The 25,834-nt window shown below is 66.8% G+C and carries 23 protein-coding genes; 13 read left to right on the top strand and 10 right to left on the bottom strand.

Going from position 1 to position 25,834, the window contains the following annotated elements:
- Positions 1 to 34: 34 nt before the first annotated feature.
- On the bottom strand, positions 35 to 1,663 hold the full coding sequence (locus tag WG924_RS17295) for an ABC transporter substrate-binding protein (RefSeq protein WP_345934348.1): 1,629 nt from the start codon (positions 1,661 to 1,663) through the stop codon (positions 35 to 37).
- A 338-nt stretch (positions 1,664 to 2,001) separates the two neighbouring features.
- Here WG924_RS17295 and WG924_RS17300 point away from each other — a divergent pair, with 338 nt between their 5' ends.
- From WG924_RS17300 to WG924_RS17310, 3 genes are all read left to right on the top strand, one after another.
- Positions 2,002 to 2,637, top strand: coding sequence for a gamma carbonic anhydrase family protein (locus WG924_RS17300; RefSeq protein WP_345934349.1), 636 nt, complete (start codon positions 2,002 to 2,004; stop codon positions 2,635 to 2,637).
- Between the two features lie 194 nt (positions 2,638 to 2,831).
- On the top strand, positions 2,832 to 4,514 hold the full coding sequence (gene ettA, locus WG924_RS17305) for an energy-dependent translational throttle protein EttA (RefSeq protein ID WP_345934350.1): 1,683 nt from the start codon (positions 2,832 to 2,834) through the stop codon (positions 4,512 to 4,514).
- 98 nt (positions 4,515 to 4,612) lie between these two features.
- Positions 4,613 to 5,005: a virulence factor gene (locus WG924_RS17310; protein WP_345934351.1), complete on the top strand. Its 393-nt coding sequence runs from the start codon at positions 4,613 to 4,615 to the stop codon at positions 5,003 to 5,005.
- A gap of 137 nt (positions 5,006 to 5,142) precedes the next feature.
- Here the strand turns inward: WG924_RS17310 and WG924_RS17315 are convergent, their stop codons facing one another.
- Positions 5,143 to 5,835: an MlaC/ttg2D family ABC transporter substrate-binding protein gene (locus tag WG924_RS17315; RefSeq protein WP_345934352.1), complete on the bottom strand. Its 693-nt coding sequence runs from the start codon at positions 5,833 to 5,835 to the stop codon at positions 5,143 to 5,145.
- Between the two features lie 91 nt (positions 5,836 to 5,926).
- The gene (locus WG924_RS17320) at positions 5,927 to 6,664 is read right to left on the bottom strand and encodes an MlaA family lipoprotein (RefSeq protein WP_345934353.1); all 738 of its coding nucleotides are present in this window, start codon (positions 6,662 to 6,664) and stop codon (positions 5,927 to 5,929) included.
- Between the two features lie 415 nt (positions 6,665 to 7,079).
- Between WG924_RS17320 and WG924_RS17325 the strand changes: the two genes are divergently transcribed.
- The 6 genes from WG924_RS17325 to WG924_RS17350 all read left to right on the top strand — a co-directional run bounded on the left by WG924_RS17325 (position 7,080) and on the right by WG924_RS17350 (position 16,122).
- Positions 7,080 to 8,045: an ArsR/SmtB family transcription factor gene (locus tag WG924_RS17325; protein ID WP_345934354.1), complete on the top strand. Its 966-nt coding sequence runs from the start codon at positions 7,080 to 7,082 to the stop codon at positions 8,043 to 8,045.
- 76 nt (positions 8,046 to 8,121) lie between these two features.
- Complete coding sequence (metF, locus tag WG924_RS17330; protein WP_345934355.1) at positions 8,122 to 9,084, top strand: methylenetetrahydrofolate reductase [NAD(P)H]; 963 nt, start codon at positions 8,122 to 8,124, stop codon at positions 9,082 to 9,084.
- A gap of 80 nt (positions 9,085 to 9,164) precedes the next feature.
- Positions 9,165 to 12,674: a methionine synthase gene (metH, locus tag WG924_RS17335; RefSeq protein WP_345934356.1), complete on the top strand. Its 3,510-nt coding sequence runs from the start codon at positions 9,165 to 9,167 to the stop codon at positions 12,672 to 12,674.
- A 478-nt stretch (positions 12,675 to 13,152) separates the two neighbouring features.
- The gene (locus tag WG924_RS17340) at positions 13,153 to 14,292 is read left to right on the top strand and encodes a Re/Si-specific NAD(P)(+) transhydrogenase subunit alpha (RefSeq protein WP_345934357.1); all 1,140 of its coding nucleotides are present in this window, start codon (positions 13,153 to 13,155) and stop codon (positions 14,290 to 14,292) included.
- Positions 14,292 to 14,708: an NAD(P) transhydrogenase subunit alpha part 2 gene (locus WG924_RS17345; RefSeq protein WP_188575186.1), complete on the top strand. Its 417-nt coding sequence runs from the start codon at positions 14,292 to 14,294 to the stop codon at positions 14,706 to 14,708. The genes WG924_RS17340 and WG924_RS17345 overlap by 1 nt, the downstream gene beginning before the upstream one ends.
- A 64-nt stretch (positions 14,709 to 14,772) precedes the next feature.
- Positions 14,773 to 16,122, top strand: a complete 1,350-nt coding sequence (locus WG924_RS17350; RefSeq protein WP_372045135.1) for an NAD(P)(+) transhydrogenase (Re/Si-specific) subunit beta — start codon at positions 14,773 to 14,775, stop codon at positions 16,120 to 16,122.
- Positions 16,123 to 16,230: 108 nt separating this feature from the next.
- Here WG924_RS17350 and WG924_RS17355 read toward each other — a convergent pair whose 3' ends face one another.
- The 4 genes from WG924_RS17355 to WG924_RS17370 all read right to left on the bottom strand — a co-directional run bounded on the left by WG924_RS17355 (position 16,231) and on the right by WG924_RS17370 (position 20,265).
- Complete coding sequence (locus WG924_RS17355) at positions 16,231 to 16,722, bottom strand: winged helix-turn-helix transcriptional regulator (RefSeq protein WP_345934360.1); 492 nt, start codon at positions 16,720 to 16,722, stop codon at positions 16,231 to 16,233.
- A gap of 33 nt (positions 16,723 to 16,755) precedes the next feature.
- The gene (locus WG924_RS17360) at positions 16,756 to 17,733 is read right to left on the bottom strand and encodes an NAD(P)H-dependent flavin oxidoreductase (protein WP_345934361.1); all 978 of its coding nucleotides are present in this window, start codon (positions 17,731 to 17,733) and stop codon (positions 16,756 to 16,758) included.
- Between the two features lie 69 nt (positions 17,734 to 17,802).
- On the bottom strand, positions 17,803 to 19,566 hold the full coding sequence (locus tag WG924_RS17365; protein WP_345934362.1) for an alkaline phosphatase family protein: 1,764 nt from the start codon (positions 19,564 to 19,566) through the stop codon (positions 17,803 to 17,805).
- 132 nt (positions 19,567 to 19,698) lie between these two features.
- The gene (locus WG924_RS17370) at positions 19,699 to 20,265 is read right to left on the bottom strand and encodes a TIGR02444 family protein (protein WP_345934363.1); all 567 of its coding nucleotides are present in this window, start codon (positions 20,263 to 20,265) and stop codon (positions 19,699 to 19,701) included.
- Positions 20,266 to 20,394: 129 nt separating this feature from the next.
- Here WG924_RS17370 and purE point away from each other — a divergent pair, with 129 nt between their 5' ends.
- Both purE and WG924_RS17380 read left to right on the top strand, forming a co-directional pair.
- A complete protein-coding gene (gene purE, locus WG924_RS17375) occupies positions 20,395 to 20,940 on the top strand; it encodes a 5-(carboxyamino)imidazole ribonucleotide mutase (RefSeq protein WP_345934364.1) in 546 nt (181 codons plus the stop codon).
- A 72-nt stretch (positions 20,941 to 21,012) separates the two neighbouring features.
- Positions 21,013 to 22,164: a 5-(carboxyamino)imidazole ribonucleotide synthase gene (locus WG924_RS17380; RefSeq protein WP_345934365.1), complete on the top strand. Its 1,152-nt coding sequence runs from the start codon at positions 21,013 to 21,015 to the stop codon at positions 22,162 to 22,164.
- Here WG924_RS17380 and WG924_RS17385 read toward each other — a convergent pair whose 3' ends face one another.
- Positions 22,165 to 22,908: a COQ9 family protein gene (locus WG924_RS17385; protein WP_345934366.1), complete on the bottom strand. Its 744-nt coding sequence runs from the start codon at positions 22,906 to 22,908 to the stop codon at positions 22,165 to 22,167.
- A 51-nt stretch (positions 22,909 to 22,959) separates the two neighbouring features.
- Positions 22,960 to 23,676: a TenA family protein gene (locus WG924_RS17390; RefSeq protein ID WP_345934367.1), complete on the bottom strand. Its 717-nt coding sequence runs from the start codon at positions 23,674 to 23,676 to the stop codon at positions 22,960 to 22,962.
- Between the two features lie 330 nt (positions 23,677 to 24,006).
- Between WG924_RS17390 and rpsU the strand changes: the two genes are divergently transcribed.
- Both rpsU and WG924_RS17400 read left to right on the top strand, forming a co-directional pair.
- Positions 24,007 to 24,213 (top strand): 30S ribosomal protein S21, encoded by a 207-nt coding sequence (gene rpsU, locus WG924_RS17395; RefSeq protein WP_188575168.1) that lies wholly within the window; start codon positions 24,007 to 24,009, stop codon positions 24,211 to 24,213.
- Positions 24,214 to 24,459: 246 nt separating this feature from the next.
- Entirely contained in the window at positions 24,460 to 24,774 is a 315-nt protein-coding gene (locus tag WG924_RS17400) for a Dabb family protein (protein ID WP_345934369.1), read from the top strand.
- Here WG924_RS17400 and WG924_RS17405 read toward each other — a convergent pair.
- The gene (locus tag WG924_RS17405) at positions 24,732 to 25,823 is read right to left on the bottom strand and encodes a helix-turn-helix domain-containing protein (RefSeq protein ID WP_345934370.1); all 1,092 of its coding nucleotides are present in this window, start codon (positions 25,821 to 25,823) and stop codon (positions 24,732 to 24,734) included. The genes WG924_RS17400 and WG924_RS17405 overlap by 43 nt on opposite strands.
- Between the last annotated feature and the right edge of the window lie 11 nt (positions 25,824 to 25,834).

Below are 25,834 nucleotides of genomic sequence, written 5' to 3' on the forward strand. Positions count from 1 at the left end.
GGGGCCGGTGCTTGCGGGGGGGGTGTTTGCGGGGTCAGGCGCCCTTGACCAGCGTGCGATAGTCCAGCCGGCGGTGGAACCAGTACTCATAGCCGCTGACGTTGCGCTGCATCGCCACGTTCACATAAGGCTGATAGAGCGGGATGCGCGGCATGTCTTCAAAGGCGAGATCGACGAAGCCCCTGACGCTGGCGTCATAGGTGGCGGTGTCGCCGGTCGCGGCGGCGGTGCGGGCGGCATCGATCAGCGCATCCATTGCGGGCGACTGATAGCTCATGGTGTTGAACAGGGCGTTCTGGCCATGATAGCACCAGTAGAAGAAGTACTCCGGATAGTCGAGCCAGCCCGAAAATACATTGGTGTAGAGCGGCATCTGCTTCTTCGACAATTCCGTGCGCCAGTTGGCGCCGGGGATTTTGTTGATCGTGGTGCGGATGCCGATCTGTGCCAGACTTTCCTGAACCAGAACGCAGATCGGCTCGTTCACTGCCGCGAAACCCAGATCGAACGACAGCGTCGTCTCGAAGCCCTCGGGGAAGCCGGCCTCGGTCAGCAGCGCCTTCGCGCGGGCCATATCGGTGGTGTATTTGTGCGGCTGCGGCCAGGCGACCTCGGTCGGCGCATCGGCGGGGGCGCCGAACATCGGTCTGGCCAGGCCGAACATCACCGCATCGATGATCTTCTGATACGGAATGGCGCAGGCGACCGCCTTGCGGACCAGCGGGTTGTCGAAGGGCGGCACGGTCACGTTCATGCCGATATACTGGATGCCGTTGGAATAGGGCGTCGAGACGATGGTCAGCTTGCCGGCATCGCGCAGCGCCACGAAATCCTTGTTCGGCAGGTCATACGAGATGTCGGCGTCGCCGCGTTCCAGCAGCGCCCGGCGGTTGCCGGCATCGGGCACGATCCGCCAGATGATCCGCTCGATCGCGGGCAGGGGGCCGCCCTTCCAGTCGTCATTGCGCCGATAGACCACCTCTGTGCCCGGTGTCCAGCGCTCCACCTTATAGGCGCCGCTGCCGGCGGTGTTCTGCTTGGTGTAGTCCAGCCCCCAGGGATCGGCGGCGGTGGCGTGCTTCAGCACCAGTTTCGAATTGAAGATCGCCGGCACCACCACCGCCAGATCGGGAATGGTCAGCCGGTCCGGAGCGATGAAATCGACCCGGATGGTGTGATCGTCGATCACCACGAACTGCTCGGGCTTGCGCAGGCTGCCGGCCGACATCTGAAAGGTCGGGAAGCCACCCACCGACACCGCGCGATCGAACGACCATTTCACGTCATGGGCGGTGACCGGCGCGCCGTCGTGGAACGTGGCATCCCTGCGCAGCGTGAAGGTGGCGCTGGTGTCGTTGACCGTGAAGCTCTCCGCCAGTTCCATGCGATAGCTGTTGCGGTCGTAATAGGGCGTGCCGTTGGGCAGCGTCTTCATCTGATGGCCGAGCAGCCGGTCATAGCAGTTCCACGACGCCTCATAGCCCGGCACATTGGTGCCGACGCCGTGGATATCCAGATTGTTCGGTCCGCTTTCCGAGACGATCAGCAGGGTATTGCTGCGACCCTGCGCCCGGGCTGCGCCCCACAAGCCCGGCAGGGTGATGCTGGCGCCGGCGGCCAGCGCCGCGACGGAAGCCGATTTCAAAAAGTCTCGACGGTGCATGGCGTCCCCCAGATATCGCGTGCCCGACGCTGTCCCGCACAGCCCGGCCATCTCCGCGGGATTCCTTTTGCACAAACCGCGCCAAGCTGTGAACTTGTATGTAATTCATTGTTATATATAGAATTTTTTGAACAGAAGCATGCAATGCGGCAGGATATTTTGCATACTCATTGCATGCTTTAGGCAATTATATGCATAAAAAATAATCACTTTATACAAGAGGGCAAATTTTATGCAGACAGGATGCGGCTGATCGATACCCGTTCTCGCCTCTTCCGCGCTATGATCGGCGCCACCTTCCGAGCCCCAGGCGCCGCCTTCCCCAACGACCGGGGCCGATGACCGTTGATGACGAGGAAACGCTTGCCATGGCCTTCATCTATGCCTTCGACGACGTGGTGCCGGTGGTTGATCCCACCGCCTATGTTCATGACACCGCGGTGCTGATCGGCGACGTGATCATAGGTCCTGACGTCTATATCGGCCCGGGCGCCTCGCTGCGCGGCGACAGCGGCCGGATCACCGTGCGGCGCGGCGCCAACCTGCAGGACAACGTCGTGGTCCACACCTACCCCGATGGCGAGGTGGTGGTGGGCGAGATGGCGGCGGTCGGTCATGGCGCGGTTCTCCATGGCTGCAAGCTGGGCGCCAACAGCCTGGTCGGCATGAACGCCGTGGTGATGGACGATGCCGAGATCGGCGACTACGCGGTGGTTGCCGCCATGTCGTTCGTGAAAGCGGGCATGAAGGTCGCGGACCGCACCATGGTGGCGGGCGTGCCGGCCAAGCCGCTGCGCGCGGTGGGCGAGGCCGAGATGGGCTGGATCCGTGAAGGCGCGCTCAGCTATGACGATCTGCGCCGCCGTGCCCTGGCCGGCGAGCTTCGGCGTGCCGAGCCGCTGACAGCGCCAGAGCCGGACCGGCGGACGGTGCGGGCCTATCAGGTGAAGACACTCAGCGCCACGCGGGGCTGATGCGCATCGGGTCGGCTCTGTTTCGTCCACGACAGGCCATTGCCGCCCCGTATGGCCCCGGTCGGCGTTGAAGCCGTCTGGCGCATGCGGTACAACCGGGACCGAACCGGGCCCGTCAGCGGCGGGCAGTCCGGATGGTGTTTTTTGCCCATGGGCCGGCTTCGGCCGGCACAAGGGCTCGATCGGGGTGGCAGATGGCTTCCTATCAGTACGTCTATATGATGCGCGGCCTGAACAAGGCCTATCCCGGCGGCCGTCAGGTCGTGAAGGATGTGACCCTCTCGTTCCTGCCGGGCGCCAAGATCGGCGTGCTCGGCGTGAACGGCTCGGGCAAGTCCACCCTGCTGAAGATCATGGCGGGGCAGGACACCGATTATACCGGCGAGGCCTGGGCGGCCGAGGGGCTGAAGGTCGGCCTGCTGTCGCAGGAGCCGCAGCTCGACGCCTCGAAGTCGGTGCTGGAAAACATCATGGACGGCGTCCGGTCGGTCAAGGATCTGCTGGACAAGTTCGAGGCGGTCAGCGCGAAATTCGCCGAGATCGAAGACCCTGACGAGATGGACGCGCTGATCAACGAGCAGTCCGAGCTTCAGGAAAAGATCGAGGCGGTCAATGGCTGGGACATCGACCGGACGGTCGAGATCGCCATGGATGCGCTGCGCTGCCCGCCGGCCGAGAGCGATGTGACCACGCTGTCGGGTGGCGAGCGTCGCCGCGTGGCCCTGTGCCAGTTGCTGCTGTCGAAGCCCGACATGCTGCTGCTCGACGAGCCGACCAACCATCTGGACGCGGAATCGGTCGCGTGGCTGGAGCGGTTCCTGCACGATTATCCGGGCACCGTGGTGGCGGTCACCCATGATCGTTACTTCCTCGACAACGTCGCCGGCTGGATTCTGGAGCTGGATCGCGGCCGCGCGCTGCCGTTCGAAGGCAATTACTCGGCCTGGCTTGAGCACAAGTCGAAGCGGCTCGCCCAGGAAGAGAAGGAGGAAAGCTCCCGCCAGAAGACCCTCAAGCAGGAGCTGGAATGGGTGCGGTCGTCGCCGTCGGCCCGGCGCACCAAGTCGAAGGCCCGTCTCGCCGCCTATGAGCGGCTGCTGGAACAGGATCGCGAGCGCGTCACCGATGCGGCGCAGATCGTCATCCCGGCCGGACCGCGCCTTGGCAATGTGGTGGTCGAGGCGGAGCACGTCTCGAAGGGCTTCGGTGAGCGGCTGCTGATCGACGACCTGAACTTCCGCATCCCGCCCGGCGCGCTGGTGGGTGTGATCGGCCCGAACGGTGCCGGCAAGTCGACGCTGTTCAAGATGATCACCGGCGCCGAGGCGCCGGACACCGGCAGCTTCCGTGTGGGCGAGACGGTCAAGCTCGCCTATGTCGATCAGAGCCGCGACGCGCTCGACCCCAACAAGACCGTCTGGGAGGAAATCTCCGGCGGCCATGAGGACATCGTGCTCGGCAAGCGCACGGTGAAGAGCCGGGCCTATTGCGGCGCGTTCAACTTCAAGGGCTCCGACCAGCAGAAGAAGGTCGGCCAACTGTCGGGTGGTGAGCGCAACCGCGTGCATCTGGCCCGGACCCTGAAGTCGGGCGGCAATCTGATCCTGCTCGACGAGCCGACCAACGACCTGGACGTCGATACCCTGCGGGCGCTGGAAGACGCGCTGCTCGACTTCGGCGGCTCGGCCATCGTCATCAGCCATGATCGCTGGTTCCTCGACCGCATCGCCAGCCATATCCTGGCCTTCGAGGGCGACAGCCATGTCGAATGGTTCGAGGGCAATTTCGAGGCCTATGAAATCGACAAGCGCCGCCGCCTGGGCGACGCCGCCGTCGAGCCGCACCAGATCAAGTACAAGCCGCTGACCCGCGGCTGATCCGATCGGTCGACCTTGACCTTGCAGACTGTATGCGGCCGCCCCTATCTCTTGATCGAGATAGGGGCGATTTTCATGCGCGAAGATGGATCGGGAAGATGACGTATGACGCGAATTCTGCGATCGTTGGCGGTGCCCGGCTGGCAGAGGTGGGCATCGGCCACAACAGCGACGGGCGGAGACCGGCTGTGCATGCGATCGCATTCGATCTCGACACGGATGTCCTGAAGACCCTCTATCACGCACCCTCATGGCAGAACGCCTATAGCGATATCGGCAAATTTCTGATCACCAAGGGATTTATGCGACAGCAGGGCAGCGTGTATTTCGGCAATGCGCAGGTCGATCCGGTGACCTTCGTTCTGGCGGTGATGGAACTGTCGCGCCGCTACCCATGGTTCTCGGCGTCGGTTCGCGACATCCGGATGCTGCGTATCGAGGATAACAACGATCTGATGCCGGCTGTGCGTCAGGCCATGGACAACGCTTGACGGCGACGATGCTCAGTCCCGGTGACACTCGGATCAGCGCAGCTCAGGTCCGTATCATGGCGTAAAAAAAGCCGGCCGCTCCCTCGGGAATGGCCGGCTTTTCGGATCGTGGGATGGCGTGTCGGGCGGTGCCGCGGTCAGGAATTGCGGGCGGTGGCCTGCTCCGTCCGGCGGTTCAGCTCGGTGACCAGCCCGTTGATGCCCGAGCGTTCGATCACCGACGAGAATTCCGAGCGCTGGGTGATGGCCATGCTCACGCCCTCGATGGCGATATCGATGATCTTAGGGGTGGGACCATCGACCCGGACGCGGAAGTCCAGCGGCACCGGTGGCCCGTCGGGGCGCCACATGCGGCCCGAAACCACGGCCATGCGATCGTCATTGCTGTCAGATCTGGCACCCGTGGTGGTGAAGGCCTTGGACTGTCCGGACTGGGCCAGTTGTTCGCTGTAGGTGCCGGCGACATAGTCGGAAAACCGGCTGGAATAGGTCGAGACGACATAGGCATCGAAGGCGTCGCGGAACGCCGCGCGCTGGCTTTCATCGGCCGCGCGCCAGTGGCGTCCCAGCACGAAGCGCGAGATCCAGTCGAAATCGAAGCCGTCGTGGAACAGGGCGCGGAAGCGCTCGGTCCGCCGCTCGGCCGACAGGCCCGGCTCGGACAGCGCCGCGATCGCGTTGTTGCCGAACGCCTCGATGGCAGCCGATGCCGCTTCGGGGTTCGCTTGTGCCGAGGCGGCGGTGATGGCCGTCGACCCGATGACAGGCAGGACCGGTATGGCTGCGCCAAGGGCGAGCGCAACGGCGAGCCTGCGAAGGCGGATGGTCATCGTGATGACTCTCCCGGTGTGGTGGCATGGGCCACCGCATGGATGGCCACACGCCCGAACGAGGTGCGCGTTCTTCTATATGGTCCGCGGATCACTCCGCGTCGAGGTCCAGCCGGAAGACGTCGTCATTCTGGCGGCCACTGGTCGTTTTGCCGTTGGCGATCAGGTTCAGGCGCCGCTGCCAATAGGCGCTGCGCACCGCCGCATAGAAATCGACCGAATTGCGCTGCAGATCGTCGAGCGCCTCGATCGCGCCTTCGCGGGCGACGATGCCGTTGGCGATGGCCAGACCCAGCATGACATCGCTGTCGTCGACGGCATAGCTGACCGGATCGGCAAAGGAACTGGCACCACGGCCGACCGTGTGCCGCAGGGTCGAGGGACCCAGAATCGGCAGAACGATGTAAGGACCGGGGCCGATGCCCCAGACCGCGAAGGTCTGGTCGAAGTCCTCGTCATGCGCTGGTGGCACGCCGGCATCGGTGGCGACGTCGATCAGGCCGCCGACGCCGGCGATGCTGTTCAGCATGAAACGGCCGGCGGTGTCGGCGGCGCGCTGGGGCTCGCCCTGCGCCACATCGTTGATGAACACCAGCGGCAGAGACAGGTTGACCAGGAAATTGCCGATGACGGTGCGGATCGGGGGCGGCACCATTTGGCGATAGAGCAGGGCGACTGGCTTTATGATCAGCCCGTCGAGGAAGGTATTGGCCGAAAACATCGCCCGGTTCAAGGGCTCCAGCGGGTCCGACAGCTCAACCGGCTGGGCGGCGGGGCCCGTGGTCGCCACCGGCGCATCGCCACCGGCCGTGGCGCAGGCCTGCAGCATCAGGGCCGCCGCGACGGCGATGCCTGCCCGCCGGACTGTTCGGCCACTCCGTGCCGACGTGCCGACAGGCGCCGCATTTCGGACAGATACACCGGTTTCAGTGACCAAGGGTTCAAACTCCGCCCGGCTTGCGTCTGCGGCCATACGCTGCTGTCCTCCGTTCCACGGCCCGCCCCTGGTGCCGCGCGCATTCATCCCCTGGAAAATACAAGGGACACGATGACCTATCATAATCGGTTGTTCCAGACCACGGAAAAGCCGCTTGGCCCCCATGGCCCGGGGGATGGCGGCTGCGCCGCGCTGCCGGCTTGCAACAGGCTGCCAAAAGATATAAAGATATGTTTATGTCTTCCAGGGGGAATGTGACGGTATGATGGGCATGGTGGCCGGTGAGACACGGTCGGGCAGGGGAGACATGGTCGGTGTCGCGGCCATGGATACGCTGCTCGACGGGCTGAAGGCCGCGGCCGAGCCGACACGTCTCAGGCTGCTGGCGCTTCTGGCCCATGGCGAGCTGACGGTGACAGAACTGACCCAGATTCTGGGCCAGAGCCAGCCACGCGTCTCGCGCCATCTGAAGCTGATGTGTGAGGCGGGGCTGCTCGACCGGATTCCGGAAGGCGCCTGGGTGTTCTATCGCCTGGCACGCGAAGGGGCCGCCGCCGGGCTCGCCCGCCGCCTGGTGGAGCTGCTGCCGCGTGACGATGCCGCGCTGGCTGTGGATGCCGGCCGTCTGAAGCGGGTGAAGGAAGATCGCGCGCGTCAGGCCGAAGCCTATTTTCGCGCCAATGCCGCCGAATGGCGCCGGATACGGTCGCTGCACGTTCCGGAAGCGCAGGTCGAGGCGGCGTTGAAGACCCTGATCGGCGGCTTCGCGCCCCGCAGCCTGCTGGATATCGGCACCGGCACCGGCCGCGTGCTCGATCTTCTGGGGCCGCTGGTGGAATTCGGCCTGGGCGTCGACCGCTCGCGGGAAATGCTGGCGGTGGCGCGCGAGCAACTGGCGGCGTCGCGGCTGGATCATTGCCAGGTGCGGCTGGGCGATCTGAACCAACTGCCGGTCGCCGATGCCGCCTTCGACGCCGTGATCGTGCATCAGGTGCTGCATTATCTGGACGATCCGGGACATGCGCTGGCCGAGGCGGCGCGAGTGTTGCGGCCGGGGGGCGTGATGGTGCTGGTCGATTTCGCGGCCCATACCCTTGAAGACCTGCGACGGGATCATGCCCATCGCCGGCTGGGATTTTCAGATGCCGAGGTGCAGGACTGGCTGATCGGCGCTGGGCTGGTGCCATTGCCGCCGGAACGGCTGCCGGGCGATCCGTTGACCGTGGTGTTGTGGCCGGCCACCCGGCCGGCCGTCGGCCATGTCGGCGCCTGAGACGAGACGATATCGCGAACAGAAGCACCCGGACCACGAACCGGGGCCGGATCGAGATCATTGGGGAGAGGGTGTGATGACGGTGACCAGCGACAGGCGCGGATTCGTGCCGGCGGCACTCTGGGACCAGCCGGCACCGGTGCCGGAGCTTGGGGTCTCGTTCGAGTTCTTTCCGCCGCGCGGGGCACAAGGAGAGGCGCGGCTGTGGGAAACGGTGGAACGGCTGGCGGCCTATGCGCCCGATTTCGTGTCGGTGACCTATGGCGCCGGCGGCTCCACCCGCGACAAGACCCATGACACCGTGGTGCGGATGCGCGACGAATTCGGTCTGGATGCTGCCGCTCATCTGACCTGTGTCGATGCGGCAAAGCGCGACGTGATGGCGGTGGCCGATGCCTATGAAGCGGCCGGCATCAACCATATCGTGGCGCTGCGCGGCGATCCGCCCCAGGGCGGCGGTGCCTATGTGCCGCATCCTGAAGGCTTCGCCTTCGCGGTCGATCTGGTGCGGGCCTTGGCTGCCCGCGGCGGGTTCGAGATCAGCGTCGCGGCCTATCCCGAGGTTCATCCCCACGCACTGAACCCCGATGCCGATCTGGACAATCTGAAGGCCAAGCTGGATGCCGGCGCCACCCGCGCGATCACTCAGTATTTCTTCGATCCGGCGGTGTATCTGCGGTTCCGCGACCGGGCGGCGGCGGCGGGCATCACCCGGCCGATCCTGGCCGGATTGATGCCGGTGCTGGGCTTTGCCCAGATCCGGCGGTTTTCGGCGGCCTGCGGTGCCGGCATTCCGGACTGGATGATCCGGCTGTATGATGGCGCCGAGGATGACGAGGCCACGCATCAGGCGGTGTCGGCGATGCTGCTGGCGGAACAGGCGCGGCTGCTGGCGGCCGAAGGCTGCCACGACCTGCATTTCTATACGCTGAACAAGGCCGATCTCACCATCGCCGCCTGCCATCTGCTGGGCATCCGCCCGCGGCGCGGGGCTGCGGCGGCCGATGCGGCCATGCCGGCTGCCACGGCCGCCGGCTGACCGGCCGCCCGGCGCCACGAGCCCTACTCAACGATCCAGGCTTCCCGACCATTTCCCGACCCCAGCGCGATCGAGGCAAGATGTCACGGCTTCTCGACTTTCTAGGCTCCAACGTCCTGCTGCTCGACGGCGGCATGGGCAGCCAGCTTCAGGCGCGTGATCTGAGCGTCGACGGCGATTACTGGGGCAATGAAAACTGCTCCGAAATCCTCAATCTCAGCCGCCCGGATATCATCCGCGACATCCACACCGCCTATTTCGAGGCCGGTGCCGATGCGGTCGAGACCAACACCTTCGGCGGCTCGCCGATCACGCTTGGCGAATTCGACCTCACCGACCGGGCGTTCGAGATCAATGTCCGGGCCTGCGAGCTGGCGCATGAGGCGGCGGAGCGGTTCAAGGGCGATGGCCGTGAACGTTTCGTCATCGGCTCGATCGGGCCGGGCACGCGCCTGCCGACCCTGGGCCATATCGATTACGACCGCCTTGAAGCGGCGCTTGCCGTGCAGGCACGGGGCCTGATCGCCGGCCGGGCCGATGCCTTCCTGATCGAGACCTGCCAGGATCCGCTGCAGATCAAGGCGGCGGTGAACGCGGTCAAGATCGCCCGCGCCGAGGCCGGCGTCGCGCTGCCGATCATGGTTCAGGTGACGGTGGAAACCGTGGGCACCCTGCTGGTCGGCACCGATATCGCGGCGGCGACCGCCATCATCGATGCGCTGGATGTGGACGTGATGGGGCTGAACTGCGCCACCGGTCCGCAGGAAATGCAGGAACATGTCCGCTATCTGGCCCAGACCTGGCGGCGGCGGATTTCAGTGCTGCCCAATGCCGGCCTGCCGGAACTGGTGGATGGTGCGACCCATTATCCGCTGGGCGCGCGTGAACTGGCGCAGTGGCTGGAACGCTTCATTGCCGAGGATGGCATCGACATCGTCGGCGGCTGCTGCGGCACCGACCATACCCATATCGCGGCCATCGACCAGATGCTGCGGCGGCGCGGCGGCGCGCGCCATCGGCCGGCGCCGGTGAAGCGCGATGTCCATTGGGTGCCGGGCGTGGCCTCGCTGTTCGGCTTCGTGCCGTATTTCCAGGAAAACGCCTATTTCTCGATCGGTGAGCGTTGCAACGCCAACGGTTCGAAGAAATTCCGCGAGATGCAGGACGCCGGCAACTGGGATGGCTGCACGGCCATGGCGCGCGAGCAGGTGAAGGAAGGCTCGAACGCCATCGACCTCTGCGCGGCCTTTACCGGCCGCAACGAGATCGCCGACATGACCGCGCTGACCACCGCGATGCGGGGTGCGGTTTCGGCGCCGCTGGTGATCGATTCCACCGAGCTCAACGTCATCGAGACCACGCTGAAGCTTTATGGCGGCAAGCCGATCATCAACTCGATCAATTTCGAGGATGGCGAGGCGCCGGCACGGGCGCGTCTGGAACTGGCGCGCAAATTCGGCGCGGCCATGGTGGCGCTGACCATCGACGAAGACGGCATGGCCAAGACGGTGGATCGCAAACTGGCGATCGCCGAACGGCTCTATGCGCTGGCGGTGGATGAATACGGCCTGGCGCCCGAGGATCTGCTGTTCGACCCGCTGACCTTCACCATCGCCACCGGTAACGAGGACGACCGCAAGCTGGGTGTCCAGACGCTTGAGGGTATCCGGCTGATCCGCGAGCGGTTCCCGCGCTGCCAGATCATTCTGGGCCTGTCGAACATCTCGTTCGGCCTGAAGGCGGCGGCCCGCCACGTGCTGAACTCGGTGTTCCTCGACCATGCGCTCAAGGCCGGGATGAGCGGTGCCATCGTGCATCTGTCGAAGCTGATGCCGCTGCACAAGATCCCTGAGAACGAGGTGAAGATCGCCGAGGATCTGATCTTCGATCGCCGGGCCAAGGATTACGACCCGCTGATGGAATTCATGGCGCTGTTCGCCGACCGCAAGGTCGAGACGGCCGCAACCCGCGTGCGGCCCGACACGGTGGAAGAGCGGCTGAAATTCCGGATCATCGATGGCGACCGCGAGGGGCTTGGCGCCGATCTGGATGAGGCGATGGCCAAGATGCCGCCGCTTGAGATCATCAACACCGTGCTGCTCGACGGCATGAAGGTGGTGGGTGAGCTGTTCGGCTCGGGCAAGATGCAGTTGCCCTTCGTGCTTCAGTCGGCCGAGACCATGAAGGCCGCGGTCGCCTGGCTTGAGCCGCATATGGAAAAGGTCGAAGGCGAGGAGAAGGCCACCATCGTACTCGCGACCGTCAAGGGCGACGTGCACGACATCGGCAAGAACCTGGTCGACATCATCCTGACCAATAACGGCTATCGGGTGATCAATCTGGGCATCAAGCAGCCGGTGGCGTCGATCATCCAGGCGGCGCGGGACAGCAAGGCCGATGCGGTGGGCATGTCGGGCCTGCTGGTCAAGTCGACCGTGATCATGCGCGAGAACCTTGAGGAAATGACCCGCGAAGGGATGGACGTGCCGGTGCTGCTGGGTGGCGCCGCCCTGACCCGGAAATATGTCGAGGAGGATTGTGTCGCCGCCTATGGCGCGCAGCGTGTGGCTTATGCCCGCGACGCCTTCGACGGCCTGTCGCTGATGAACGCGGTGGTCGACGGCCGGTTCGATGATGCCCTGGCCGAGGCGAAGCGCAAGCGCGAGGCCCGGCCGTCGACCAGCCGGGGTCCGAAGAAGCGGGCATCGAGCGACGAAGAGCTGAAGGCGATGCTCGACCGGCCGGTCGATTTCGACGAGGTGCGCATCCGCCGCTCGGAACTGCATGCCGATGTCGAGGTTGCCGAGCCGCCGTTCTGGGGCGCGCGGGTGATCGAGCATGTGTCGCTGAAATCGGTGGTGCCGTATCTGAACGAGACCATGCTGTTCCAGTTCCACTGGGGCTATAAGCGCGCCGGCCGCAAACCGGCCGAGTTCGAGGCTTATGTGAAGCAGGAGCTGTGGCCGAAACTCGAAGCCCTGCTGAAGACCTGCGCCAAGGAGAAGATCCTCGATCCGCAGGCCGCCTATGGCTATTGGAAGGCGGCGGGCGAGGGCAATGATCTGGTGCTGTTCCAGCCCGATGGCACAACCGAACTGGCCCGCTTCCGTCTGCCGCGCCAGGACCGCGAGGGCGGCTTGTGTCTGGCCGATTTCGTCCGCGACATCTCGGACCCGGTGCGCGATGTGGTCGGGCTTCAGGTGGTGACGGTGGGGCAGCATGCCTCCGATGTGGCGCGGGAATGGTTCGCCGCCGACCGCTATCAGGATTATCTGTATCTGCACGGTCTGGGCGTGGAAGTGGCCGAGGCGATGGCCGAATACGTCCACAAACGCATCCGCGCCGAGCTGGGCTTTGCGGCGGAGGATGCCCGCGAGATCGACCGCATGCTGAAGCAGGGCTATCGCGGTTCCCGCTACAGCTTCGGCTATCCGGCCTGCCCGAACCTGGCCGATCAGCGCAGGCTGCTGGACTTGCTGGGGGCCGAGCGGATCGGCGTGGTGATGGGGGATGAGGACCAGTTGCATCCCGAACAGTCGACATCGGCGATCGTGCTGTTGCACCCGCAGGCGAAGTACTTCTCGGTCTGACCGCGCCGACCGCCCGCGGCGACGCCACCCACCCGGCATCCTGCGATCAGGATCGATGAGGATGCCGGGTGTTTTGTCCCGTGAAGCAGCTTGTGGTTGAAGAAGCCGGCGCGTGATCCGTGACCGTCCGGCGCAGGCTTTCTGCGACAGATCGATCTAACGTCATGAATCGGGCGTTGAACCCGGCCGCCGATCGGGCGATAAGTGCTGTGGGGGCCTTGGCCGGCGATCGGCCGTCATCGGCGGCGGAGGGGCGCCGGAATGCCCGCGCGGTGACAGGCGGCACGCGCTGGCGATAGGGGGGCCGGATCGCGGTGCAGCGCGGCAGGATGCAGTGCCGTATGGAACGGTGTTCCAACAAATCGTGCGCTTGGCAAATAAAGTTACTTGAGGCAAGGATGCCTGCCTCATAATATTGCTGCGTCGCAGCGCTGACCGCGTTGCGCACCGCAGCGACAGAACGAGGGCCGGAGAGACCATGAGGATCGCAGTTCCGAGGGAGACCCGTGCGCATGAGAGGCGCGTCGCGGCGACCCCCGAGACGGTCAAGAAATATCGCGAACTCGGATGTGAGGTCGTGGTAGAGACCGGTGCCGGGCTTGGCGCCGCCATCACCGACGATGCCTTCAAGGCCGCCGGGGCCGAGATCGCCGCCAGTGCGGCCGAGGCTCTGGCCGGCGCGACGCTGGTGTTGAAGGTGCAGGCCCCCGATGCGGGGACGGAAACCGAGGCGCTGCCTTCGGGTGCCGCCCTGGTCGCCATGCTGAGCCCTTATGCCAATCGCGAACTGGTGCAGCGGCTGGCTGCGGCCAACGTCACCGCCTTCGCCATGGAACTGGTGCCGCGGATCACCCGTGCCCAGTCGATGGACGTGCTGTCGTCGCAGAGCAATCTGGCGGGCTATCGCGCGGTCATCGATGCCGCGGCCGAGTTCGGCCGTGCCATGCCGATGATGATGACCGCGGCCGGCACCGTGCCGCCGGCGCGCGTTCTGGTGCTGGGCGCCGGCGTTGCCGGCCTGCAGGCGATCGCCACCGCCCGCCGCCTGGGCGGCGTGGTTTCGGCCTTCGACGTGCGGCCCGCGGTCAAGGAGCAGGTGGAAAGCCTTGGCGCGTCGTTCGTGGAAGTGCCGAACGACGAGGCCGCAACCGCCGAGACCAAGGGCGGCTATGCCCGCGAGATGAGCGATGCCTATAAGGCCCGCCAGGCGCAGGTGCTGGCCGATCATGTCAAGAAGATCGACATGATCATCACCACCGCCCAGATCCCCGGCAAGCCGGCCCCGATCCTGATCACCGAAGAGATGGTCCAGGCCATGAAGCCGGGCTCGGTGATCGTCGATCTGGCGTCCGAGACCGGGGGCAACTGCGCGCTGACCCGCCATGGCGAGATCGTCGAGGTTCATGGCGTGCGGATCGTGGCCTTCCCGAACGTGCCGAGCCGGGTGGCGGTGAACGCGACCCAGCTTTATGCCAAGAACCTGCTGACCTTCGTGACGCTGCTGGTCGACAAGGAGACCAAGGCGCTCAAGGTCGATACCGCGGACGAGATCATCGCCGGGACATTGCTGACCCGTGATGGCGCCGTGGTGCATCCGAACTTCAAGGAGGGCGAGTGATGAGCGCGCTCGACCAGCTTCAGTCCGCAGCCGATGCCAATGTCGAGGCGGCGAATGCCAGCCTCGATGCCGCGCGTCAGGCGCAGGCCGAAATCGCCCGCCTCGCCGTTGACGGTGCCGCCGCCCATGGTGGCGTCGATCCGCTGGTGCTGGGCCTGACCGTGTTCGTGCTGGCGATCTTCGTCGGCTATTACGTGGTCTGGAAGGTGACGCCGGCGCTGCACACCCCGCTGATGGCGGTGACCAACGCGATTTCCGGCATCATCGTGGTCGGCGCGATCATCGCCGCCGGCCCGTCGACCTTCGGCTTCGCCACCGTCATGGGCTTCCTGGCGGTGACACTGGCCTCGGTCAACATCTTCGGCGGCTTTGTGGTGACCAACCGCATGCTCCAGATGTTCAAGAAGAAGCAGTGAGGACGGGATCGTGAACGCAAATCTTTCCTCCCTGCTGTATCTGGTTGCGGCCATCTGCTTCATCATGGCGTTGAAGGGGCTGTCGTCCCCGGTCAGCGCCCGCAATGGCAACCGGACCGGCATCGCCGGCATGGCGCTGGCCGTTCTGGTCACGCTGTTCCAGCCCGGCGTCGAGAATTACTGGCTGATCGTGATCGGCGTGATCATCGGTGGCGGCATCGGCACCGTGATCGCGCTGCGCATCCAGATGACGGCGATGCCGCAGCTCGTCGCGGCCTTCCACAGCCTGGTCGGTCTGGCCGCGGTGTTCGTGGCCGCCGCCGCCTATTATGCGCCGGAAGCCTATGGCATCGGCACGGTCGGCGCCATCCACGCCAACAGCCTGATCGAACTCAGCCTGGGTTCGGCCATCGGCGCCATCACCTTCACCGGCTCGATCATCGCCTTCGGTAAGCTGCAGGGCATCTTCAAGTCGGCGCCGGTGCGCTTCCCGATGCAGCATTGGGTCAATCTGGCGCTGGGCGTCGCGGTCGTCGCGCTGATCGTGGTGTTCTTCCTGACCGAGTCGCCGGTGGCGTTCTGGCTGCTGACCCTGATCGCGCTGGCCCTCGGCATTCTGCTGATCATCCCGATCGGCGGCGCCGATATGCCGGTGGTCGTGTCGATGCTGAACAGCTATTCGGGCTGGGCGGCGGCCGGCATCGGCTTCACGCTTGAAAACCATCTGCTGATCATCACTGGCGCGCTGGTCGGCTCCAGCGGCGCGATCCTGTCGTACATCATGTGCAAGGGCATGAACCGCTCGTTCGTCAACGTGATCCTCGGCGGCTTCGGCACCGATGGCAGCACGGCGGCGGCGGGTGGTGCCGATCTGGGCGACCGGACCGTGCGCCAGGGCAGCGCCGACGATGCCGCCTTCATCATGAAGAACGCCTCGTCGGTGATCATCGTTCCCGGTTACGGCATGGCGGTGGCGCAGGCCCAGCATGCGCTGAAGGAAATGGCCGATCAGTTGGAAAAGGCCGGCGTCAAGGTGCGCTATGCCATCCATCCGGTGGCGGGCCGCATGCCCGGGCATATGAACGTGCTGCTGGCCGAGGCCAATGTGCCCTATGACGCGGTGTTCGAGCTGGAAGACATCAACCGCGACTTCGCTTCCACTGACGTCGCCTTCGTCATCGGCGCCAATGACGTGACCAACCCGGCCGCCAAGACCGATCCGACCAGCCCGATCTATGGCATGCCGATCCTGGATGTCGAGCGGGCGGGCACGGTGCTGTTCATCAAGCGCAGCCTGGCCTCGGGCTATGCCGGTGTCGAGAACGAGCTGTTCTATCGCAACAACACCATGATGCTGTTCGGCGACGCCAAGAAGATGACCGAGGGCATCGTCAAGGCCATCGAGCACGCCTGATCCAGCGGCGGCGCATCCACGGTTCAACACAGAAACAGCGCGGCTCCGGGAAACCGGGGCCGCGCTGTCTCGTTGGGGCAGGTCGTCTTCCGGTCGTCTGCCGGCCGTTCAGCCGCGCCGCCGCCATCCGGCAAGGCTGTGGGTCTTGTGGCCGGCGCCGGGGCCGGGCACGGCGGTCACCTCGCGCGGGTCCAGCGCCCGGCCGTCTTCCGACCGCACCGCCATCTTCTGGACCGGTCGCCCGGTCGCGGTTTCGACGAGGGTCAGGCGGGGGCCATCGGGGCTGGCATCCCAGGTCTCGCCCCAGTGCAGCAGCGCCACCAGCACCGGATACAGATCGCGCCCCTTCGCCGTCAGCCGGTATTCGAACGACCGGCCATCGGTGGGCGAGGGGCGCTTTTCCAGAATGCCGGCGGTGGTGAGCAGCTTCAGCCGGGCCGCCAGCACGCTCGACGACATGCCCAGATGCGCCTGGAAGGCATCGAAGGTCCGCATGCCATTGAAGGCATTGCGCAGGATCAGCACGGCATGGGCGGTGCCCACGACGTCCAGCGCCCGCGCGATGCTGCACTCCATCTGATCCAGTGCGGTCCGGGTCATGATCGCTGCCGTGGCCTCCCCGCTATCCGGTGGTCAGTGCGCCAGCATGCCGGCAAGCCGGGCGCTGATCAGGCTTTCGGCTTCAGACATGATCCGGTCGATCAGCTCCTGGCAGCTCGGCACGTCGTGGATCAGCCCGGCGACCATGCCGCAGCTCCAGGCGCCGGCATCCATGTCGCCGTCGATCATCACCTTCGGATAGACGCCGGCCACCAGATCGTGGATGTCGTCGATCGTGAGGTCGGCACCCTTGTCGCGCTCGATCTCGACGATCCGGTCGACGGCAGGGTTGGCCAGCACGCGTTCGGTATTGGTCAGCCGGCGCATGATCAGCCGGGTATCGAGTTCCGAGGCGGCGACGATCGCCTGCTTCACATTCTCGTGCACCGGCGCTTCCCTGGTGGCGATGAAGCGGGTGCCCATGTTGATGCCGTCGGCGCCCAGCGCCAGCGCCGCCACCAGGCTGCGGGCATCGGCCATGCCGCCCGATGCGACGAAGGGAATGGTCAGCTCCTCGGCCGCGCGCGGCAGCAGGATCATGTTCGGGATGTCGTCCTCGCCCGGATGGCCGCCACATTCGAAGCCGTCGACGCTCACCGCGTCGCAGCCGATCTTCTCGGCCTTCAGCGCATGGCGCACCGAGGTGCATTTGTGGATCACCTTGATGCCCGCTTCCTTCAGCGCCGGCATATAGGCCTGCGGGCTGCGGCCGGCGGTCTCGACGATGGTGACGCCACCCTCGATGATCGCGCGGATGTATTCAGGATAGGGCGGCGAGGCGAAGGTCGGCAGGAAGGTCAGGTTCACGCCGATCGGCTGGTCGGTCATCTCACGCGCGCGGGCGATCTCGCGGGCCAGAAGTTCGGGCGTCCTCTGGGTCAGGCCGGTGATGATGCCAAGCCCGCCGGCATTCGATACGGCGGCGGCAAGCTCGGCAAAGCCCACATAATGCATGCCGCCCTGGATAATCGGATGCCGGATGCCCAGCAGCTCGGTGATGCGCGTCTTCATGAAGCGTTCCTGCCTTCCCTCGGTGGCCGCGGCTTGTCGCCGCTGACGATATGACTTCGGGAAACGAAGCTATCCTGCTTCGCCCAGGCGCGCAATCGGCTGTGGTGCCTCTCGGGTGGCCCGGATCATCAGATCGCGCCAGTCGCTCATCGGCCGCACCGGCGCATCGGCGGCCAGCATCAGCCCCGGGGTCATGCCCTCGGCCATGAACGCGCGGATCAGCGAGCGGTCGCGGCTGATGACATGGATCGGCACCGATCGCGGCGCGCCGGCCGGCGTCACCAGCGGTGGCTGATGGTCGCCGACCACGATCAGCAGGGCATCCTTGGGCATGCGCTCGGTCGCCCAGCGCCCGACCAGCGCCAGGGTGTAGTCCAGGGCATTGGCATAGCGTTCGGCCCAGTCGGTGGTTGCCGCCGGAAACGGCTGTGCCGCGGGCGGGCGCGCGGTACCGAAGACGGTGCCGTGATCGGTGCCGGCCATCGCCCAGTCATCGAGCAGCGGCGGCAGCGGCCCCCAGGGGTGATGACTGGTGATCATGGCGAATTCCAGGAACAGCGGCTGGCGCCGGCCGCCGGGCGGCGCCTGTTCCTCGGCCACGAACCGGTCCAGGCTGAACTGGTCGGGCACCGTCGGCCAGCCGAAGGCCGGGCCGCGATAGTCCAGCGCCGCCGCATCCAGCACCCGGTCATAGCCGAACAGCGCCGCTTCCGGCCAGACCTGCCGGATGGCCGGCATCAGCGCGACGCTGCGCCAGCCGGCCCGGTTGAACAGATCGACCAGCGTGGTCCGGCCGGCGGTCAGGGCATAGTCATAGGCCGGCTGACGATCCAGCGTCAGCCCTGAAAGCAGCGTGCCATGGGCGAGCCATGACTGGCCGCCCACCACCGGGCTGTCCAGCCAGGCACTGGCGACCCCGAAGCCGGCAGCCTTCAGCACCCGACCCAGATCGTCCAGCCTGTGGCCGATGGTGGCCGCGATCCGCGGGTCATGCTGCGCCGACCAGCCATAGCTTTCCATGAAGAACAGATGCACGTCATGGCCGCGCAGCCGCGGGAACAGGGCCGGTCCCGGCAGGATGGCGGCCGGATCGTCGGCGATCGCGGCGGCAAGCTCGGCATCGATGCGGGCGCGCTGGCCCAGGTGATCGGCCTGAACTGCGGCCAGCCGCAGGGCGCCTGCCCCCACCGGGCCGCCACCCCGGCCGGCGGCGAGCAGCGCCATGTCGCCGGCCAGCACCAGCCCCAGCAGGCATACCGCCACCGCCCGCCGGCGCGGCCCGGACAGCGACCGGCGCGCCAGATCCTGGCCGCGCCGGGCCAGCACATAGACCAGCATGGCCGGCAGCAGCCACAAGGCCAGCACCAGGGCCAGTCGCATCGGGTCGCCCGCCAGGACATCCCACAGGGCCGGCAGCAGGAACAGGTCGCGGCCCAGATCCAGCGGCCGGCCGGCGGCGGCATGGGCGACCAGATCGGCGCCGCGCAGCAGCACCAGCGCCGACAGACCCAGCGCCGCCAGTTTCAGCAGCAGATCGGGCAGCCAGCGTTCCGACCGGGCCGGGCTGCGGTTGAGCCCGCTGCCGCGGTTGACCGGAAAGGCGCCGGGCAGCACCAGCGCCAGCAGGATGACGGCCGCAACCTCGATCGACAGCCGCAGATGCGGCACCGACAGCCAGTCCGATGGGCGCGCCGGCAGGTTGACCAGCAATCCGGCGGCAATCCAGATCAGCAACAGCATCAGCAGGCCGTGGCGCGGCCGGTGTTGTGGTGAGGGCACGCGCGGACGGCGCGGACCGGCGGGCCGGCTGGAAACGGGCTGAGCTGTGGGCACCTGGGGCGCAATCCGGCTGCACGGGGTGGAATATGGCGGGCACGCGGCAGCAAAGCCGGGCGGCCGCGGACGACCTCGGACCACATGTCGTCCGGCTGTCAGCGTAGGGAAATGGCTTCGATCCCTGAAAGATCAAGCCTGATCTTCATCCGGCGCCCGGTCGATCAGCGGCCCCAGGCAGGCGAGCAGCCGCTCGGTCGCATCCGTCCAGTCGGCCTGTGGTGCGGCGAGCAGGCGACCATAGATCTGGAGCATGCCGGCGAATGAAGCCCGGCCCTTGCCGCCTTCGGCAGGCCGGGCCAGGGTGTTCAGGGTGGGGCCGATCGCATCCAGCAGCGCGGTCTCGGCCGCGATTTCGGCCACGAGCAGGTGGTCGCCGATCGCGCGCGCGCGGCCGGCATCGACGGCGCCTCCTGCCGGCGCCGGGCCACGGAGCTGCCGCCGGAGCGCGCGCAGCGGCCGCACCACCTGTGCCCGCCATCCGGCCAGCGCATCATCCAGCGCCGCCACGCCGTGGCGATCGAGCTGCCGGCCCGTCGCTGCGGCATAATGCAGCATCAGGATCAGCGGCACGTCGGCGCCGAAGCGATCCTGCACCGCCAGACACACCGGTGCCGCGCAGGGGCGGGCATAGACCGCATGGGCATGGGCGGCAATCGGCGTGCGCGGTGCCGTCAGGTCGGTGGCGGGGCTGGGCATGGCGGGCGTCTTCCGGCAAAGTCTGTGGGGGCGGTCAGTATACATGCCCCCGGGGTCTCCGTATAATCCGCGGCTCTTCGCTCCACCGCTCTGCCCCCGGGGCCACCTTTGCCAAGGACATGCAGCCTGATGACCGAAAAGATGACCTCCACCCGTGCCGAGGCCGCTCCCCAACCGGAAACCGGCGCACCCGTGGTCGGCATCGTGATGGGCAGCCAGTCCGACTGGGCGACGATGTGCCATGCCGCCCGGCTGCTGGAACGCTTCGGCGTGCCGCATGAGGTCCGGATCGTCTCGGCCCACCGCACGCCGCAGCGCATGGCCGACTACGCCGCGACCGCGCGGGCGCGGGGGCTTCAGGTGATCATCGCCGGTGCCGGTGGCGCCGCCCATCTGCCGGGCATGATCGCCGCCCAGACCAGTGTGCCGGTTCTGGGCGTGCCGGTGCAGAGCCGGGCGCTGAACGGCATGGACAGCCTGTTGTCGATCGTGCAGATGCCCGCCGGCATTCCGGTCGGCACGCTCGCGATCGGCGAGGCCGGCGCCAAGAATGCGGCGCTGCTGGCCACGGCAATCATTGCCAATCACGATCAGGCGGTGTGCGCGGCGCTGGAGGCCTTCCGCGCCGAACAGACCGATGGCGTCGCGATCGCGCCGGTCGACGATCCGGCCTGACCGGCCGATTGTCTCAACGGCACCCGATCCACGCGCCGCTTTTCTCCGCCCGCCAGCCATGGACCCGCACCGATGACCCAGCCTGCCGCCACCGCCATCGCCCGACCATCCCCCCTCAAGCCCGGTTCGGTGATCGGCATCATGGGGGGCGGGCAGTTGGGGCGGATGGCCGCGATGGCGGCGGCCCGCATGGGCTATAAGGTCCATATCTATGCGCCGGAGGCGGAAAGCCCGGCGGCCGAGGTGGCCCTAGCCCGCACCCGTGCCGCCTGGGACGACGACGTGGCGCTGGCCGCCTTCGCCGAGGCGGTCGACGTGGTGACTTTCGAATTCGAGAACGTGCCCGCGGCGAGTGTCGCGCGGCTGGCCGGCCGGCGCCCGGTCCGCCCGTCCTGGACGGTGCTGGAAAGCACTCAGGATCGGCTGACCGAGAAGGATCTGGTCAACCGGCTCGGCATCGGCACGGCACCCTATGCCCGCGTCGACGACCTGGACGGGCTGGTGGCGGCGATCGGCGCGCTGGGCCGGCCGGCGATCCTGAAGACCCGCACCCTTGGTTATGACGGCAAGGGCCAGGCGCGGATCGTAGCCGATGGCGACCCGCGGGCGGCGGCCGAGGCGGCCTTCGCCACCATCGCCGGCGCGCCGGCGATCCTGGAGGGCATGGTCGATTTCACCTGCGAAATCTCGGTGATCGTCGCCCGCAGCCCGTCGGGCGAGGTGCGCTGTTTCGAGCCGGCCGAGAACAGCCATCGCAACGGCATTCTGCATATCAGCCGGGTGCCGGCGCGGATCAGCCCGGCGATCGCCGCCGAGGCCGAGCGGGTGGCGCGGGTGCTGGCCGATGCCATGGGCCTGGAAGGCCTGCTGGCGGTGGAGATGTTCGTCACCCGCGACGGCCGGGTGCTGGTGAACGAGATGGCGCCGCGGCCGCATAATTCCGGTCACTGGTCGTTCGATGCCGCCGCCACCAGCCAGTTCGAGCAGTTCATCCGCGCGGTGGCCGATCTGCCGCTGGGCGATCCGTCGCGGCTGGTGGATGCCGAGATGGAAAACCTGATCGGCGGCGATATCGAGCGCTGGCAGGTGATCCTGGCTGAGCCCAGGGCCAAGCTGCATCTTTACGGCAAGAGCGAGGCCAAGCCGGGGCGCAAGATGGGGCATGTCACCCGGCTTGGCACCGCCGGCGTCACGCCCGCATCCGGGGACGGATCGGGCGCCTGATCAGCGCCCGCGCATCCTGAGCGGGTTGCGCCGCAGAAGACCGCCGCCACCGGGCAGCAGGCGGCGTGGGTCGGGCAGCAGCTTCTCCACCCGCCCGCGCAGCTTCTGGATGCGCATGACATCGGCGATCCGCCGGTCGAGAAACGCCCAGCTATCGGCGAAACCCTCGCTCCGATCGTCCAGCCAGACCGCCAGGGTGGAACTGTAGACCCCGGCCAGCGTCGCCCGTTTGGTATAGAAGCTGAAATCGGTGGCGGTGTCGCCGGCGGCCCACCACATCGCGTCCACCGTCCGGTACAGCGTCTTCACGCCCAGGGCGGCGTTCTGCGGCAGCGCCAGAATGCCCAGCGCGGTGCGGATCGCTTCGCGATGCAACGCATTCTGTTCCAGCCGCACCCGGACGGCGGTGCTGATCCGGACCCGCATCGGCATGGTGGCAAGGCCCATCGCTTCAAGCTCCGCGACCATCCGCCGGTCGGCCCAGTCGCAGAAATGCACGATCAGATCCACCCGGCCACGCGGAAACAGCCGCCGGATCGCCACCGGATCGAAGCCCGCGGCAACCCCCGCCCGGCGCACGACCTCGTCGGTCCAGCCGTCGAAGGGCAGGTCGGGCAGGGCTGCTTCCAGCACCAGATCCCGGTCGCGCAGCACCTGCGGCAACACCGTCTCCATCGGCTCGACGCCGGCTTCGGTGTCGGCGGGCGGCGTGATGCCATCGATCGGCGTATATGGCTCGGTCATCGACCATCTCCCACGGCGGTTTGCCCAAGGCGGTTGACGTGCGGCATCACGTCAATCCCGGTTGTCCTGATAGGCGGCGTCGAAAAAGGCCCGTTCGGCCGCAACCGCACGGCGGAACAGATCCTCCACCCGCGCACGGGCGTCATCATTCAAAGTGGGGCCGACGCGGTCGAGTTCCGAGACCAGCCAGCCCACAAAGTCCCGGAAGAACGGGTTGTCGTGCAGGGTGATCCATTCCGCATGCTCGAACCGGTCGGGCAGCCGGCCATCGGCGCGGGCGGCCCAGGTCAGATAGCTCCATTCCGCCACAACCAGTACCGCCAGGCAGCACGGGTAATCGGCCGTCAGCCGGGCTTCGGTCATCAGCGCCTGAAAGGTGGTGGTGGCGGCATGGTCGGGTGTGTCGCGGCGCGTGGCCTCGGTCACGCCCAGCGCATCGAAGGCGCGCAGGAAATAGTCGTTCTCGTCGCTGGTGACCATCGCCGCGAAGCGGGTGAGCGGAATTCGCGTCTCGAACCGGTCGGCCGCCGCGATCGCCGCCCCCAGCAGGGCCACGAAACCGTCGACGAACCGGTGATCCTGGATCAGATAGCGGCGCATCACGTCATCGGCGACGCTGCCGGCGAGCAGCTCCCCGGTGAAACGATGCGCCACGACGGCCGACCAGTCGGGCTCGCTCCGGTCGCGCAGCCACAGGCTCAGCCGGCCAGTTGCGTCGGTGGCGGTTGCGTCGGTGGCAGATGCGTCGGTGGTAGGGGCGGGTGACATCGGGCGGGGTTCCTCCGATATGATCCTGAGTGGTCCGGGTGCAGTCGCCAGGCTTGAATGCGCCGGCCCGATCCCATATACTCCCTTTTGAACAAACGCGCACGCCGCCGACAATTCGGGACGGGAAGCCGGAGGGCTCCTCGTGCCGGCTTTCGTTTCTCTGAACGACTGAATCGGTTTGACTTTCGCCAGCCGCCTCTATAGGAAAGGCCGGCCGACGGTCGCCGAATGTTTCGACGGGCGTGTCTGTCGCGGTGTCTCGCGACGGGCCCGGACGATCGATGCGTCCGGACCGGGTTTCAATCGACTGAACAGACGGGTGTAGACTTGGTGCAGGTCATCGTTCGCGACAACAACGTCGACCAGGCGCTTCGTGCGCTTAAGAAGAAGATGCAGCGCGAAGGCATTTTTCGCGAGATGAAGATGCGTCGGCATTACGAAAAGCCGTCGGAGAAGCGCGCCCGTGAGGATGCGGAGGCCATTCGTCGGGCCCGCAAGCTCGCGCTGAAGCGTGCGCAGCGCGAAGGTCTGCTCTAAGCAGCAGGCGCTTGCCGCGCCCGATGGTTTGAGGCGATGCCGGATCGGCCCGATCCCGAAGCGATGCACCGCAGCCAGCCATGACGAAGAACCGCCCTCCGGCCGGAGCGGCGGTTTTTTGTTGTGCGGGCATGCGGGCGACGGGCATATGGGTCGCGGCCGGGGCGACTTCACGTGCAGGGCGCATGCCCTTCGGCCAGATAGACTATCCCCCGACCGCCTGCCCAGACGAAAGGCCCGCGACCCATGATCCGCCATATCGTGATGTTCAATGCCAGGAATGCGGCCGATGTGCCGGCGATCCGCGACGGGCTGGCGGTTCTGGGCGGGATCAGCCATGCCCGCCGCTTTGAAGTGGGGCTGAACACCAGGCGTGACGCGCTGTCATCGGATGTCGATGTCATCGTTTATGCCGAGTTCGACGACGAGACGGCGCTGGCGGCCTATAAGGCCGACCCGCTATATGCAGACTCGATCGACCGCGTCCGGCATCTGCGCGATATGCGCGTGGTGGCCGATTATGTGGTCGAGGATGCGGTGGTGGTCGACAGGCGGGGCTGAGCGCGGGCGAAACGCCCGGGAGCGTCACCGGTCCAGCGTCTGAAGGCGCGCGAGAACGCCGCCGCATCGGCATAACCCAGCCGGGCTGCGGTGGCGTCGACCGTCAATCCATCGAGCATCAGCAGCCGGCGGGCGCGTTCGGCCAGGGCCGCGTCGCGTTCCTGACGAAAGCCGGTGCCGGCTTCGGCCAGCCGTCGGCGCAGGCTGCGTTCCGACAGGGCCAGGCGCCGCGCGGCGGTGCCAAGATCCGCCGGCGGCAGACCGTCGCTCATATCGCGCAGCAGCACCCTCAAAGCCGCCACCGGCCCGGCCGCGCCCCGATGGGCGGCCTCGGCCAGGAAGGCCCGTTCCGCCGCGCGGGTCGCCGCCGGATGGGCGAGCGGCAGGGCGCGTGGCGTCAGCGTTGCCGGATAGCGCAGCCGGTGCGGCGCATGGGCGGCCGCCCGGTCTCCGAAAACCAGCGCCGGGCCCAGAACCGCGCCGAACCGGTCGCGCAGCTCCGGATCGCGCGGCAGGGCCAGGGCAGTCTGCGCCATGGCTGGGCGGACCGCCTCGCCCAGCAGGTCGGTGACCAGAACGGCGGTCGAGACCAGTCCGCGTGCGACCAGGAACCGATGCACCGGCGGTGCCAGCGCCTGCAACGGCCGGTCGTTGAGGGTGAAATCCAGCGCCGCCGGGGTCATGCCGACCGTGATCGCGCTGAACGACAGCCCCAGGGTCGGCAGGCGGCCCCACAGCGAAAGCGCATCGCCCAGCGTCGGCCGGGTCAGCATCGCCCAGCCGAACAGCCCGAAGGCCGAGACACGATAGCGCAGGCCGGCTTCCAGCCCGGCAGCCGCAGGGTCGAGCCCCGGCAGCGCCGCCACCAACGCCTCGATCATCGCCAGTTCCTGCCAGGCCAGGACATGAGCGCCCGGCGCGTCGAGACCTGACGGATCAACCGCGGCCGCAGCGGCAAGCCTTGCTGTATCCATGCCCCGATCCGATGCCATCGCCAGGATGTTGATCACGCCCACAGGGTCGCGGCGGTCCCCGGCGGGAATCGTCATCTCATGCCTCC

Origin of the sequence: Tistrella arctica (assembly GCF_039630945.1) — a bacterium.
Lineage (GTDB): Bacteria > Pseudomonadota > Alphaproteobacteria > Tistrellales > Tistrellaceae > Tistrella > Tistrella bauzanensis.

What these genes read in the sequence shown, in the direction of transcription:
- metH (WP_345934356.1), top strand. Translation starts at nt 9,165, where the DNA reads ATGTCACGGCTTCTCGACTTTCTAGGCTCCAACGTCCTGCTGCTCGAC.
- WG924_RS17405 (WP_345934370.1), bottom strand. Translation starts at nt 25,823, where the DNA reads ATGACGATTCCCGCCGGGGACCGCCGCGACCCTGTGGGCGTGATCAAC.
- WG924_RS17310 (WP_345934351.1), top strand. Translation starts at nt 4,613, where the DNA reads ATGACGTATGACGCGAATTCTGCGATCGTTGGCGGTGCCCGGCTGGCA.
- purE (WP_345934364.1), top strand. Translation starts at nt 20,395, where the DNA reads ATGACCGAAAAGATGACCTCCACCCGTGCCGAGGCCGCTCCCCAACCG.
- WG924_RS17295 (WP_345934348.1), bottom strand. Translation starts at nt 1,663, where the DNA reads ATGCACCGTCGAGACTTTTTGAAATCGGCTTCCGTCGCGGCGCTGGCC.
- WG924_RS17340 (WP_345934357.1), top strand. Translation starts at nt 13,153, where the DNA reads ATGAGGATCGCAGTTCCGAGGGAGACCCGTGCGCATGAGAGGCGCGTC.
- WG924_RS17360 (WP_345934361.1), bottom strand. Translation starts at nt 17,733, where the DNA reads ATGAAGACGCGCATCACCGAGCTGCTGGGCATCCGGCATCCGATTATC.
- WG924_RS17370 (WP_345934363.1), bottom strand. Translation starts at nt 20,265, where the DNA reads ATGCCCAGCCCCGCCACCGACCTGACGGCACCGCGCACGCCGATTGCC.
- ettA (WP_345934350.1), top strand. Translation starts at nt 2,832, where the DNA reads ATGGCTTCCTATCAGTACGTCTATATGATGCGCGGCCTGAACAAGGCC.
- WG924_RS17350 (WP_372045135.1), top strand. Translation starts at nt 14,773, where the DNA reads ATGGCGTTGAAGGGGCTGTCGTCCCCGGTCAGCGCCCGCAATGGCAAC.
- WG924_RS17345 (WP_188575186.1), top strand. Translation starts at nt 14,292, where the DNA reads ATGAGCGCGCTCGACCAGCTTCAGTCCGCAGCCGATGCCAATGTCGAG.
- WG924_RS17355 (WP_345934360.1), bottom strand. Translation starts at nt 16,722, where the DNA reads ATGACCCGGACCGCACTGGATCAGATGGAGTGCAGCATCGCGCGGGCG.
- WG924_RS17400 (WP_345934369.1), top strand. Translation starts at nt 24,460, where the DNA reads ATGATCCGCCATATCGTGATGTTCAATGCCAGGAATGCGGCCGATGTG.
- WG924_RS17380 (WP_345934365.1), top strand. Translation starts at nt 21,013, where the DNA reads ATGACCCAGCCTGCCGCCACCGCCATCGCCCGACCATCCCCCCTCAAG.
- WG924_RS17385 (WP_345934366.1), bottom strand. Translation starts at nt 22,908, where the DNA reads ATGACCGAGCCATATACGCCGATCGATGGCATCACGCCGCCCGCCGAC.
- WG924_RS17390 (WP_345934367.1), bottom strand. Translation starts at nt 23,676, where the DNA reads ATGTCACCCGCCCCTACCACCGACGCATCTGCCACCGACGCAACCGCC.
- WG924_RS17320 (WP_345934353.1), bottom strand. Translation starts at nt 6,664, where the DNA reads ATGCTGCAGGCCTGCGCCACGGCCGGTGGCGATGCGCCGGTGGCGACC.
- metF (WP_345934355.1), top strand. Translation starts at nt 8,122, where the DNA reads ATGACGGTGACCAGCGACAGGCGCGGATTCGTGCCGGCGGCACTCTGG.
- WG924_RS17325 (WP_345934354.1), top strand. Translation starts at nt 7,080, where the DNA reads ATGGTCGGTGTCGCGGCCATGGATACGCTGCTCGACGGGCTGAAGGCC.
- WG924_RS17315 (WP_345934352.1), bottom strand. Translation starts at nt 5,835, where the DNA reads ATGACCATCCGCCTTCGCAGGCTCGCCGTTGCGCTCGCCCTTGGCGCA.
- WG924_RS17300 (WP_345934349.1), top strand. Translation starts at nt 2,002, where the DNA reads ATGACCGTTGATGACGAGGAAACGCTTGCCATGGCCTTCATCTATGCC.